The organism is Streptococcus sp. 2021WUSS109 (assembly GCF_044427305.1).
Lineage (GTDB): Bacteria > Bacillota > Bacilli > Lactobacillales > Streptococcaceae > Streptococcus > Streptococcus suis.
In genome coordinates this window covers 59,882-73,002 of record NZ_JAOTGF010000003.1, presented here as the reverse complement: position 1 = coordinate 73,002, position 13,121 = coordinate 59,882, and the positions used below count along the sequence as shown (strand labels likewise).

Annotated in this window: 14 protein-coding genes; 12 read left to right on the top strand and 2 right to left on the bottom strand. The window is 42.0% G+C overall.

Annotated elements, in window-relative coordinates:
* Positions 1-11 precede the first annotated feature (11 nt).
* Positions 12-557 (bottom strand): NADPH-dependent FMN reductase, encoded by a 546-nt coding sequence (locus ODU37_RS01895; protein WP_105242699.1) that lies wholly within the window; start codon positions 555-557, stop codon positions 12-14.
* A 62-nt stretch (positions 558-619) separates the two neighbouring features.
* Positions 620-1,069 (bottom strand): MarR family winged helix-turn-helix transcriptional regulator, encoded by a 450-nt coding sequence (locus ODU37_RS01890; RefSeq protein WP_105242698.1) that lies wholly within the window; start codon positions 1,067-1,069, stop codon positions 620-622.
* A 301-nt stretch (positions 1,070-1,370) separates the two neighbouring features.
* Between ODU37_RS01890 and ODU37_RS01885 the strand changes: the two genes are divergently transcribed.
* The 12 genes from ODU37_RS01885 to argF all read left to right on the top strand — a co-directional run bounded on the left by ODU37_RS01885 (position 1,371) and on the right by argF (position 13,101).
* On the top strand, positions 1,371-1,868 hold the full coding sequence (locus tag ODU37_RS01885; RefSeq protein ID WP_029752458.1) for a DUF5590 domain-containing protein: 498 nt from the start codon (positions 1,371-1,373) through the stop codon (positions 1,866-1,868).
* Complete coding sequence (locus tag ODU37_RS01880) at positions 1,865-3,046, top strand: pyridoxal phosphate-dependent aminotransferase (protein ID WP_248019142.1); 1,182 nt, start codon at positions 1,865-1,867, stop codon at positions 3,044-3,046. The genes ODU37_RS01885 and ODU37_RS01880 overlap by 4 nt, the downstream gene beginning before the upstream one ends.
* A gap of 14 nt (positions 3,047-3,060) precedes the next feature.
* Complete coding sequence (asnS, locus tag ODU37_RS01875) at positions 3,061-4,407, top strand: asparagine--tRNA ligase (RefSeq protein WP_024377171.1); 1,347 nt, start codon at positions 3,061-3,063, stop codon at positions 4,405-4,407.
* A gap of 207 nt (positions 4,408-4,614) precedes the next feature.
* Complete coding sequence (locus tag ODU37_RS01870; protein ID WP_248019141.1) at positions 4,615-5,934, top strand: MATE family efflux transporter; 1,320 nt, start codon at positions 4,615-4,617, stop codon at positions 5,932-5,934.
* Between the two features lie 50 nt (positions 5,935-5,984).
* Positions 5,985-6,362, top strand: a complete 378-nt coding sequence (locus tag ODU37_RS01865; RefSeq protein ID WP_002937263.1) for a RidA family protein — start codon at positions 5,985-5,987, stop codon at positions 6,360-6,362.
* 21 nt (positions 6,363-6,383) lie between these two features.
* Entirely contained in the window at positions 6,384-7,271 is an 888-nt protein-coding gene (gene rapZ, locus ODU37_RS01860; RefSeq protein ID WP_014736013.1) for an RNase adapter RapZ, read from the top strand.
* Entirely contained in the window at positions 7,268-8,242 is a 975-nt protein-coding gene (locus ODU37_RS01855; protein WP_024400159.1) for a YvcK family protein, read from the top strand. Before rapZ ends, ODU37_RS01855 begins: the two co-directional genes overlap by 4 nt.
* Positions 8,239-9,156, top strand: coding sequence for a DNA-binding protein WhiA (gene whiA / locus ODU37_RS01850; protein WP_002937252.1), 918 nt, complete (start codon positions 8,239-8,241; stop codon positions 9,154-9,156). Before ODU37_RS01855 ends, whiA begins: the two co-directional genes overlap by 4 nt.
* Positions 9,157-9,442: 286 nt before the next feature.
* Positions 9,443-10,138, top strand: coding sequence for a Crp/Fnr family transcriptional regulator (locus tag ODU37_RS01845; protein WP_024400157.1), 696 nt, complete (start codon positions 9,443-9,445; stop codon positions 10,136-10,138).
* Between the two features lie 261 nt (positions 10,139-10,399).
* Positions 10,400-11,629, top strand: a complete 1,230-nt coding sequence (arcA, locus tag ODU37_RS01840) for an arginine deiminase (protein WP_014736009.1) — start codon at positions 10,400-10,402, stop codon at positions 11,627-11,629.
* On the top strand, positions 11,629-12,069 hold the full coding sequence (locus tag ODU37_RS01835; RefSeq protein ID WP_002941721.1) for a GNAT family N-acetyltransferase: 441 nt from the start codon (positions 11,629-11,631) through the stop codon (positions 12,067-12,069). Before arcA ends, ODU37_RS01835 begins: the two co-directional genes overlap by 1 nt.
* 18 nt (positions 12,070-12,087) lie before the next feature.
* A complete protein-coding gene (gene argF, locus ODU37_RS01830; RefSeq protein ID WP_172013456.1) occupies positions 12,088-13,101 on the top strand; it encodes an ornithine carbamoyltransferase in 1,014 nt (337 codons plus the stop codon).
* Positions 13,102-13,121: the final 20 nt, after the last annotated feature.

Here is a 13,121-nt window from a genome sequence, read left to right as displayed (position 1 = left end):
GGTTTTTTTGATTATTGAATTGCTGCCAACAGGTCAGCTGCTTGTTGTTCGAGTTTTGTTAGAGTTTCGTCAGATAACTCCAATACACCTGTTCCCCATGCTTCTGGATTGATGGTTGAACCTGTAAATTCACCAGCAATCTGAGTACGGATAAATGGAAGAAGGTGTTGGAAGTCTTTGAATAGGTGGTCGTGACCACTGTTTGCGACTGCAGAGACAGTTGTGATTTTATCTTGTAGGATAGATGGTCCTTTTGGATTGGATAAATCGAGCGAACGACTGAGCCAATCGAGAGCATTTTTTACGATGCCTGGGATTGCATAGTTATATACTGGTGAGAAAATCCAGATAGCATCCGCAGCGTCTACTTGTGCATGTAGCTCTGCAATTTCAGGAAGGATAGGTGTCTCGATGTCTTGGTTGAATAGGGGAATTTTTGCAAGATCAATGTAAGATACTTGAGCCTTATCAGCCAAGAACGCTTCAGCTTTTTTTGCCATTTGATGGTTAAAAGAACCGTCACGTAGTGAACCAACTAAAAACAATACGTTTGCCATGATGGCCTCCTTTTCATAAAAACATAAATTTAGTATATCGTATTTGTCTTTTGTTGGCAATCCTAGGTCTGCTGGTTCTTGAATTTTTTAAGTATTTCGGCTAATTGGTCTTGTTCTTCTGAACTAAGGACAGAAAAAATCTCTCCAACGTGATCATAATGCTCTGGAAGGATTTTTTCAATGGTTTTGCGTCCAAGTGGAGTGAGAGCAATCAAGGAAGCACGACGGTCATTTGTATCGATAGTCTTGTAGATATAACCATCTCGAATCATGTTTTTTATAACGACAGTCATGTTGCCAGATGTACTTAATAATTTATCAATTAAGTCCTGAATCCGCAGATTTCCTTTGTTGTAGAGTGCCTCCATCACTCCAAACTGACACACTGTCAGTCCGTATTTTTTGATTGTTTCTAATTCTGATTTTGCGATAGTATTAGCTGCTCTGCGAAAGACGACTAGACTGTGAAGTGCATGCTTGTTCTCGTTTAAAGATTGTTCAACAGTTCTCATGAGAATATTTTAGCAATAAATAGTTCGGTTATCAAGCAAAAAAAGTTAAATCCTATATTCATAGGTAAAGTACTTTTATGGAAAAGATAGTTTTTAGTTAATCAAGTTCGTTTTTTGAGGTAATACTAACTGTACTGGAAAAAACGAGCAATGAGCATTTGAGAAATAGTCTTAGATGGAAGTGCAAAACTGTGAATGTAGGTTTTTATATCCTTTTCTTTGTGCGAAGGAAAAGGAAATTTTATTTACAATCACGGAAAGAATGGAAATATACTTTAATTTGTAGTATAATGGGACTACTATGGAAAAAAAGATTTTTCAACTGTTGGAGTGGATGGCTTCCAAGACTGGTCAGTTAGTGTTGGGCTCTTCTATCCTTCTCAGTGTTGTGACTTTTTCAATTTTTACTATTTGGGATATTGCTGCTGCCCCTTTCAACAATGCGCGTAGTCATGCAGTTGCAGTAGCTACAGAATATGCTGATTTGCAAACTGTCAATGATTTTTCTATCTACAATGGTACTGAAACCTATTTTTGTGTATTTGGTGTCACCAGTCAGAGAGAAGAGGTTGCAGTTTTGATTCCAGAGGCTTCTAGCACAGTATATGTCTATCCTTTAGCTCAGGGAATTTCGCAAGAAGAAGCGCAAGCTATTGCCAAGAAAAACGGTGCAAGCCAAGTAGAGCGAACTATTCTAGGTTTAAGAGATGGCAAACCTATTTGGGAAGTCAAGTCAGGTACTGCCTACTATTTAGTTGAATTTGAAACAGGGAACTTTATCAAACGGGAGGGCTTATGAGCAAGTTATCAAGACGAGTCTTAGAGATGGAAGAAAGTGTAACTCTGGCAGCAGGTGCGCGTGCAAAAGCCTTGAAGGCAGAAGGACGTGATATTTTAGAGCTGACCTTGGGTGAGCCAGACTTCGTCACACCGAAAAATATTCAAGAAGCTGCTATTAAGTCTATCGAAGATGGTAAGGCGAGTTTTTATACGGTAGCTTCAGGGCTTCCTGAGTTGAAGGACGCAGTCAATACCTACTTTGAAAATTTCTATGGTTACTCTATCGAACGCAATCAAGTCGTTCTTGCCACAGGTGCCAAATTTGTTCTCTATGCTTTCTTTGCGGCGGTCATCAATCCTGGTGATGAGGTGATTATTCCGACACCTTACTGGGTTTCTTATGCAGATCAAATCAAGATGAATGATGGGGTGCCTGTCTTTGTCACTGCAAGTGAAGAGCACAATTTCAAGGTAACGGTTGACCAGCTGGAAGCGGCTCGTACGGATAAGACCAAGGTATTCCTACTCAATACTCCTTCTAATCCGACTGGCATGATTTACAGTCGTGAGGAATTGGAAGCTATTGGAAACTGGGCTGTAGAGCACGATATTCTCATCTTAGCAGACGATATTTACGGTCGTTTGGTCTATAATGGAAATACCTTTACACCGATTTCAAGCATTTCAGAAAGCATTCGTCAGCAGACGATTGTTGTCAATGGGGTGGCCAAGGCCTATGCCATGACAGGTTGGCGGGTTGGATTTGCTGTTGGTAATCCTGAAATCATTGCGGCCATGAGTAAGATTGTCGGACAAACGACGTCAAACTTAACAACCGTTGCTCAGTATGCGGCCATTGAAGCCTTTACAGGCCCGCAAGATACAGTAGCAACCATGCGTCAGGCCTTTGAAGAGCGACTCAATACCATTTATCCCTTGCTGGCAGAAGTACCAGGTTTTGAGGTTATCAAGCCAGAAGGTGCCTTCTATCTCTTCCCAAATGTCAAAAAGGCTATGGAAATGAAGGGCTACACAGATGTGACTGAATTTACCACAGCCATTTTGGAAGAAGTGGGAGTTGCAATGGTGACAGGTGCTGGTTTTGGAGCTCCTGAGAATATCCGCCTCAGCTATGCGACAGATATGGACACGCTCAAAGAAGCAGTGGCTCGACTACACACATTTATGAAAAAATAAAAAGAGGAAAAATAATGTCTAGAAAATTGATTACCATCAACCAAGTAAAAGATTATGTCGGTCAAGAAGTGACCATTGGTGCCTGGGTTGCCAACAAATCAGGCAAGGGCAAGTTAGCCTTCCTGCAATTGCGTGACGGAACAGCCTTCTTCCAAGCAGTGGCTTTCAAGCCAAACTTCATCGAAAAATTCGGTGAAGAAGCTGGTACTGAGAAGTTCGATGTAGCAAAACGCCTCAGCCAAGAAACGTCTGTCTATGTGACAGGGATTGTCAAGGAAGATGAGCGTTCTAAGTTTGGTTATGAGTTGGATGTGACAGACCTTGAAGTGATTGGTGAGTCACAAGATTACCCAATCACACCAAAAGAACACGGTACGGACTTCCTTATGGACAACCGTCACCTCTGGTTGCGTTCTCGTAAACAGGTCGCTATCCAGCAAATCCGTAATGCCATCATCTATGCGACTTATGAATTCTTTGAAAAGAATGGCTTTATCAAGTTTGATAGCCCAATCTTGTCTGGAAATGCGGCAGAAGATTCGACAGAATTGTTTGAAACAGACTACTTTGGTCAGCCTGCCTACCTCAGCCAATCTGGTCAGCTTTACCTGGAAGCTGGTGCTATGGCTCTTGGTCGTGTTTTCGACTTCGGTCCTGTTTTCCGTGCGGAAAAATCAAAAACTCGCCGCCACTTGACTGAGTTCTGGATGATGGATGCCGAGTATTCATTCCTCAGCCATGAAGAGTCACTTGACTTGCAAGAAGCTTATGTCAAAGCCTTGATTCAAGGTGTTATCGACCGTGCTCCACAAGCCTTAGAAACTCTTGAGCGTGATGTGGATGCCCTTAAACGCTACATTGCGGAGCCATTCAAACGTGTGGCTTATGATGATGCCATTACCCTTCTGCAAGAGCATGAAGCTGATGAAGATACAGATTACGAACACATCGAGCATGGTGATGACTTTGGATCGCCACATGAGACTTGGATTTCAAACTACTTTGGTGTCCCGACTTTCGTGGTCAACTATCCAGCAAGCTTCAAGGCCTTCTACATGAAGCCAGTTCCTGGCAATCCAGAGCGCGTGCTTTGTGCGGACCTCTTGGCTCCAGAAGGCTACGGTGAAATCATCGGTGGTTCTATGCGTGAGGACGATTACGATGCCTTGGTAGCCAAGATGGACGAGCTCGGCATGGACAAGTCAGAATACGAATTCTACCTTGACCTTCGTAAATACGGCTCTGTGCCACACGGTGGTTTTGGTATCGGTATTGAGCGTATGGTAACCTTTGTTGCTGGTACAAAACACATCCGTGAAGCCATTCCGTTCCCGAGAATGTTGCACCGCTTGCATCCGTAATACAGTCATTTAGTTTGTCTTTTATTACGTTGTTAACTCGCTTTGCCGTACCTCAGTACAGCCTGCAGCTCCTTGCCTAGTACTAAAAGTAAACTGAAAGACTGCGAAATAAATATTTACTGACAGACTACAAATGTGGTCTGTTTTCTTGATTTTTCACTGAGTTTTATTTATAATTATTCTAAATAATTTGCACAGAGAGAAAAAATGAAGCAAGAAAGTTTAGGAAAACGTATTATCAAACTAGCCTTGCCTGCTACGGTGGAAAATATATTTCAGACCTTAGTTGGTTTTGTGGATACCCTCTTGATTGCACAGCTGGGGCTGGTAGCGGTGACGGCAGTTGGTCTTGCCAATACGATTTTGAATGTCTATTTGGCGGTCTATATGGCTTTGGGAGTTGGGGCAACGGCTTTGATTGCTCGGTCCATTGGTGCGGGAGATAGGGAATCTGTTACCTTTCATGTCCGTCAAGCCTTAGTGCTTTCAGTAGGTGTAGGTCTGCTATTGGGTTTACTATCCCTTATTTTCGGGCGGCAGATGCTGGTCTTAATGGGAGCAGATGCGGAGAGTTTGGCTGGTGCCCAGGCATTTTTCTACTGGGTTGGTGGCCTGACGATTTTCCAAGCCCTGATGACCATTTTGGGAACAATCCTGCGGGCATCTGGGGATACAGTATCTCCTATGAAAATGAGCTTACTGACCAATGGTTTTAATGTGGTCTTGGACTATTTCTTGATTTTTGGTATTGGCTCTTGGTCAGGTTTGGGGATTGTAGGGACGGCCTTGGGAACCGTCTTAGCTCGCTTGCTTGGTACTGTCTTGCTTTACCGAAAGGTACAACAGACTGACTTGGCAGTTGATCTCAAACAATTGTTCCATTTCGGAAGTCCTAAGGAAATGGTGGATTTGACCCTACCTGCAGCAGCCGAACGCTTGGTTATGCGGTTGGGACAGGTGGTCTATTTCAGTTTGATTGTGGGGTTGGGGACGACTGTCTATGCTTCTCACATGATTGCAGGCAATATCGAGAGTTTTACCTATATGCCAGCCTATGGTCTTGCGACAGCGGCAGTGGTTTTGATTGGTCAAGCCTTGGGAAAGGGGGACATCCTCACAGTTAGACGAGTAGCATTTCTCAGCTCTGCCTATGGAGTTACCATCATGTCCCTGCTCGGTACCATCTTATTTTTCGGAGCTCCAAGTTTTGCTCTGCTATTTACCAAAGACCTAGAAGCCGTCAAACAAGTCGTCACAGCCTTACGGATCGATGCTTTCAACCAGCCAGGCCTTGCGGTTTCTTTAATCATGGCTGGCGCTCTGCAGGGCTTGGGGGATACCAAGTCGCCACTCTGCTCCACAATGATAGGGATGTGGGGGCTGCGCGTCGTTGGTGTTATCGTCTTAGGTCAGATGTTCGGTTTAGGAATTGCCGGCGTCTGGCTGTCGATTTTGATTGACCTGCTCTTGCGAGCAATCTTCCTAAGCTGGAGATTTACTATTACAACGCGAAAACTGGCTGATTAGGCTAGTTTTTTGGTATAATATCAGTAGAATGATAAAAAGGAGATAATCAGATGAAAACCATTCACACAGATAAGGCACCTGCAGCAATTGGCCCATACGTTCAAGGGAAGGTTGTTGGAAATTTCCTCTTTGCCTCTGGGCAAGTTCCTTTGTCACCTGAAACTGGTGAAGTGGTTGGTGAAACCATTCAGGAGCAGACTGAGCAAGTCTTGAAAAATATCGCAGCAATTTTATCAGAAGCAGGAACAGACTTTGACCATGTGGTGAAGACGACTTGTTTCCTAAAAGATATGAATGATTTTGTAGCCTTTAATGAAGTTTATAAAACAGCTTTCTCAGCAGATTTTCCAGCTCGTTCAGCGGTGGAAGTTGCACGCTTGCCACGTGATGTTAAGGTTGAGATTGAAGTTATTGCAGTTATTGATTAGAAGAGAAAAGGAGGGAATGTCATGTCGGACAAACTCCATTTAGTGATTGTGACAGGGATGTCGGGAGCTGGTAAGACAGTAGCCATTCAGTCTTTTGAGGACTTGGGTTATTTTACCATTGACAATATGCCACCGACTCTCTTGCCAAAGTTTTTAGAGTTGATTCGTCATAGCCAGGATAACAATAAGATTGCTCTTGTTGTAGATATGCGGAGTCGATCCTTCTTCTCGGAGATTCGAGAGGTGTTGGATGAGATTGAGGGGGCAGAGGATTTAGATTTTAAAGTCCTATTCTTGGATGCGACGGATAGTGAATTGGTTGCTCGCTATAAAGAAACTCGTCGTTCCCATCCTTTGGCGGCTGATGGTCGTGTTTTGGACGGGATTCAGCTAGAGCGTGAACTTTTGGCTCCCTTGAAAAATATGAGTCAAAATGTTATTGACACGACTGAGCTGACACCTCGTAATCTCCGTAAGGCAATCTCGGAGCAGTTTGCTAGTCAAGATAATCAGCCGTCGTTTCGCATAGAAGTGATGTCCTTTGGTTTCAAATATGGACTCCCTCTGGATGCAGACTTGGTTTTTGACGTTCGGTTCTTACCAAATCCCTACTACAAGTTGGAGTTGCGTAATTTGACTGGTCTGGATGCTCCTGTCTTTGACTATGTCATGGAGCATCAAGAATCGGAAGAGTTTTATAGTCATTTGCTCGGCTTGATAGAACCGATTCTTCCTGGTTATCAGAAGGAAGGAAAATCAGTTCTAACGATTGCAGTTGGATGTACGGGTGGTCAGCATAGAAGCGTAGCCTTTGCTAAACGTTTGGCAGACGATTTAGAGAAAAATTGGAATGTTAATCGTAGTCATCGTGATAAGGACAGACGGAAGGAGACGGTCAACCGCTCATGAGAAAACCAAAAATTACAGTTATCGGGGGCGGGACTGGTATTCCAGTCATTTTGAAGAGTTTGCGGGATAAGGATGTAGAGATTACCGCTATCGTGACGGTAGCTGATGACGGAGGATCTTCGGGGGAAATCCGTCAGGCTTTGCAGGTGACCCCTCCAGGTGATTTGCGTAACGTCCTATTGGCTATGTCGGATATGCCCAAACTTTATGAACAAATTTTCCAGTATCGTTTTGCGGATTCAGATGGACCCTTGGCTGGTCATCCGCTAGGGAATCTCATCATTGCTGGTATTTCAGAAATGCAGGGTTCAACCTACAATGCGATGAGGTTGTTGACGCGCTTTTTCCATACGACAGGGCGGATTTATCCATCTAGCGAACAGGCCTTGACCCTTCATGCTATTTTTACAGATGGGACCGAGGTAGCAGGTGAGAGCAAGATTTCCAAGCATAATGGGATGATTGATCATGTCTATGTGACAAATTCTTATAATGATGATGAACCGAAAGCCAGTCGCCAGGTAGTTGAAACGATTATGGAAAGTGACATGATTGTACTTGGACCGGGTTCTCTTTTTACCTCAATCTTGCCGAATCTGATGATTTCTGATATTGGCAAAGCCCTAAAAGAAACCAAGGCTGAAGTGACCTATGTGTGCAACATTATGACCCAACGGGGAGAGACTGAGTTTTTCTCAGATGCAGACCATGTGGCGGTCCTCAATGCTCACCTAGCTGAACAATTCATTGATACAGTTTTGGTCAATATTGAGCCAGTTCCACAAGAGTATATGAATAGCAACCAGTTTGATGAATACTTGGTACAGGTAAAACACGATTTTGCAGGTTTACAAAAACAGGCTAATCGTGTGATTTCTTCGAACTTTCTTCGTTTGGAAAATGGCGGAGCTTTCCATGATGGTGACTTGGTGGTAGAAGAGTTGCTCAAGATTTTGCAGGTGCGGTCATGAGTTTTACAGTACAAGTAAAGGAAGAATTGCTGCTTCAGTCTAGCCAAAATAAGAGCGAGCTATCTGCTATTATCAAATTATCAGGTAGTTTGGGCTTAGCTTCATCAGGTTTGACTCTTTCTATCAGCACGGAAAATGCAAAGATTGCCCGTCACATTTATGAACTGTTACTCCATTTCTACCAGATTAAGGCTGAGATTCGCCATCATCAAAAACCTAATCTCAAAAAGAATCGTGTGTATGCAGTTTTGATAGAAGACGGCGTGAATGAGATATTGAACGATTTGCATTTGGCTGATAGCTTCTTTGGATTAGAGACGGGGATTTCTCCCTTGGTTTTGGAAAATGATTCATGGAGTCAAGCCTATCTTCGTGGAGCATTTTTAGCGGCAGGCTCTGTTAAGGATCCTGAAAAAGGAAAATACCAGCTTGAAATAGCTTCTGTCTATAGTGACCATGCCAATGACCTGGCCAATCTGATGCAGAAATTTCTTTTGGATGCCAAAGTCATTGAGCGAAGTAAGGGAACCATTACCTATCTGCAACGTGCAGAGGACATTATGGATTTTCTTTTGGTGATTGGAGCAGAAGAGACAAAGACAGAATTTGAGAATGTTAAATTGCTTCGTGAAGCTCGCAATGACCTAAATCGAGCTACAAATGCGGAAGCCGCTAATATTGCAAAGACAGTCAATGCTAGTATGAAAACAATCAATAATATTATCAAAATCATGGATACTATCGGTCTAGATCAGTTGTCAGGTGACTTGCAGGAGATTGCCCAGTTGCGAATTCAGCATCCAGACTATTCCATTCAGCAATTGGCAGATAGTCTAACGGTACCGATCACTAAAAGTGGTGTCAACCATCGTTTGCGGAAAATCAATAAGATTGCGGATGAATTGACTGACTAGATAGGTATACATAGAATGTTATAGTCATTTGAATTACCTTTGATATATCATTACTTTCGGCTTGCTGTATTCTAGTATTGCTTGCACCTCAGTTCCTTGTCTAAAAGTTAATTTATTCGACGATACTAAGACTGGTTCGAGAGGACCAGTTTTTTTGTATTAGCTGTAATAGTATTCCTCTTCATAGGAATGATCCTGTTTTATGAATTTTTCAGTAATGATTAGCATAGAACATTAATATATGTTAAAATAGATAGAAGGATACTTTAGCTAGAAAGGAGTTTTGATGATAAGCAACGAACAATATGATTATCTAAGGGGACATCCAACTTTTGAACGTTTGACACGTGATAGCTTTGATCAATTAGCTAAGCATATTCGTTTTCGAAAGATTCCTAAGGGACAAATCTTTTTTTACGCAGAGGATCCTAGAGATTATCTATTTGTATTGTATAAGGGCTATGCTCGGATTGAGCAATATGATGAGACGGATAGTTTTACGTATTTAGACTATATTCGGCAGGGTGGTGCCTTTCCTTTTGGAGATATGTTTCAGGACAAACCTTATCATTATACTGCCATTGCCATAACGGACCTAGAGTATTTTATTGTGCCGATGGTCTTGTTTGAAACCTTGTCGAAGATAAATCCTAGTCAAATGGCTTATATCTGTCAAAAATTATCCAAGGTACTTCGTTTTCAAGAGTTGCGCTTGCGAAATGCGATGCGTTCCAAGGCATCAGATCGAGTCGTTCAAGCCTTGGCTCTTCTTTATTGGGATATGTGCCAGCGCGATCAGTTTGCTACCTTGCCATTTGAAATTCATATTCAGGAGATTTCGCGTTTAGCAGCTACGACACGGGAAACGGTTAGCCATGTTTTGAAGCAACTGAAACAGGATGGTAAAATTGCTTATAGCCATAAACAGTTAACGTATTTAGATATTGATTATTTCTTAGAAAATTTGACAGAAACTCATTGAAGTTTCTGTTTTTTTATAAAAAAATAAAAATTCATATAATGATATAACGGAAGGAATTATGCAGAATATAGGTGATATAATCGATAATTATTTATAAATAAGGTTAAAAATGTGAAGAATTTCTCAAAATAAATGTGAGCGTTTTCAAGTTTTTGTTTTTTTGCTCTGTTAAACTATGGATGTAAAGAGGAAATGAGAGGCAGGAAAGCGTACGGTCCTCCTCGTTTCCCATCATGTATAAATCTACAAGGAGGACAGATCATGTCAAACCATCCAATTCATGTTTTTTCAGAAATTGGTAAGCTGAAAAAAGTTATGTTACACAGACCAGGTAAGGAAATTGAAAACCTTATGCCTGACTACCTAGAACGCCTACTCTTCGATGATATTCCATTCTTAGAAGATGCACAGAAAGAGCATGATGCTTTTGCTCAAGCTCTTCGTGATGAAGGTGTCGAAGTGCTCTACTTGGAAAAATTAGCTGCTGAGTCACTTGTTACACCTGAAATTCGTGAACAATTTATTGATGAATATCTCGAAGAAGCTAACATTCGTGGCCGGGCAACTAAAAAGGCAATTCGTAAGCTGTTGATGTCTATTGAAGATAATCAAGAACTGGTTGAGAAAACGATGGCTGGTGTTCAAAAGGCAGAATTGCCAGAAATCCCTTCTGAAGAAAAAGGTTTGACAGATTTGGTTGAATCCTCTTACCCATTTGCAATAGACCCAATGCCAAACCTTTACTTCACACGGGATCCATTTGCTACGATTGGTAATGCTGTTTCTCTTAACCACATGTATTCAGAAACACGGAACCGTGAAACCTTGTATGGTAAATACATCTTCACTCATCACCCAGAATACGGTGGAAAAGTTCCATTGGTTTACAATCGTGAAGAAACTACTCGTATAGAGGGTGGTGACGAATTGGTTCTTTCAAAAGATGTTTTGGCAGTAGGTATTTCACAACGTACTGACGCTGCATCAATTGAAAAACTATTGGTAAATATTTTTGAACAGCATGTTGGTTTCAAGAAAGTATTGGCATTCGAATTTGCTAACAACCGTAAATTCATGCACTTGGATACAGTATTTACCATGGTTGACTATGATAAGTTTACTATCCACCCAGAAATTGAAGGTGACCTTCGTGTCTTCTCTGTAACCTATGAAAATGATACGCTTCATATTGAAGAAGAACATGGTGACTTGGCAGAACTTTTGGCTGCGAACCTTGGTCTTGAAAAAGTAGAATTGATCCGTTGTGGTGGCGGTGATATGGTTGCTGCTGGTCGTGAGCAATGGAATGATGGTTCAAATACATTGACTATTGCACCAGGTGTGGTAGTTGTTTACAAACGCAATACGATTACCAATGCTATCCTCGAGTCCAAAGGGCTTCGTTTGATTAAGATTGGCGGAAGCGAATTGGTTCGCGGTCGTGGTGGACCTCGTTGTATGTCAATGCCGTTTGAACGGGAAGACATCTAATGCCAAGTATAGAACGAACAACAATCGGTTCGGAAGAATGGCAACGCGCAGCCTCTATCTATGTCCGCTATAAGGTATTTGTCCTTGAGCGTGGTATTGCAAAGGAAGATGAATTTGACCAGAATGATACGGAAGGAAGAGTTTACGCCAATCTCTTTATTGGTGAAGAGCCTGTTTCAACGGGACGTTTTCTTCCTGTCGGTCCTGGTCAAGCTCGTCTAACCCGAATAGCCACTCTACCGAATTTTCGTGGAAAAGGCTATGGAAAAATGATTATCAGCTCTTTGGAAGCTTACGCACGTGAAGCAGGCTTTCATCAGTTGAATATACATTCGGAGTTAACTGCAAAGACTTTTTATGAGTCAGTTGGCTACCAAGCAACTTCTGAAGTTTATCAAGAAGATGGAGAATGGTGCCAGACATTGACAAAATTTATTTAAACATTAGGAGAAGAGACAATGACAAACGTATTTAAAGGTAGACATTTCCTTGCAGAGAAAGATTTCACACGCGCAGAATTGGAATGGTTGATTGATTTCTCAGCTCATTTGAAAGATTTGAAAAAACGCAATATTCCACACCGTTATTTGGAAGGTAAAAATATTGCTCTCTTGTTTGAAAAAACATCAACACGTACTCGTGCTGCCTTCACAGTAGCATCTATTGACCTTGGTGCCCATCCAGAATATCTTGGTGCAAATGACATCCAACTTGGTAAGAAAGAATCTACAGAAGATACTGCTAAAGTTTTGGGACGCATGTTCGACGGTATTGAATTCCGTGGTTTCAGTCAAAAAATGGTGGAAGAATTGGCAGAATTCTCTGGTGTGCCAGTATGGAATGGTTTGACAGATGCATGGCACCCAACTCAAATGTTGGCGGACTACTTGACTGTCAAAGAAAACTTTGGCAAGTTGGAAGGCTTGACTCTGGTTTACTGTGGTGATGGCCGTAACAACGTTGCTAACTCACTTTTGGTAACAGGCGCTATCCTTGGTGTCAATGTCCATATCTTCTCTCCAAAAGAACTCTTCCCAGAAGAAGAAGTAGTTGCCTTGGCTGAAGGTTTTGCGAAAGAAAGTGGAGCACGTGTTCTCATTACTGATAATGCTGACGAAGCAGTCAAAGGTGCAGATGTTCTCTATACAGACGTTTGGGTATCAATGGGTGAAGAAGATAAATTTGCAGAACGCGTTGCCCTCTTGAAACCATACCAAGTGAATATGGAATTGGTGAAAAAAGCAGAAAATGAAAATCTCATCTTCTTGCACTGCTTGCCTGCCTTCCATGATACAAACACTGTTTATGGTAAAGATGTCGCTGAAAAATTCGGCGTAGAAGAAATGGAAGTAACAGACGAAGTATTCCGTAGCAAATATGCTCGTCACTTCGACCAAGCTGAAAACCGTATGCACACTATTAAAGCAGTGATGGCGGCTACTTTAGGGGATCCATTTGTTCCACATGTGTAATAATTAACGATCTAATAACG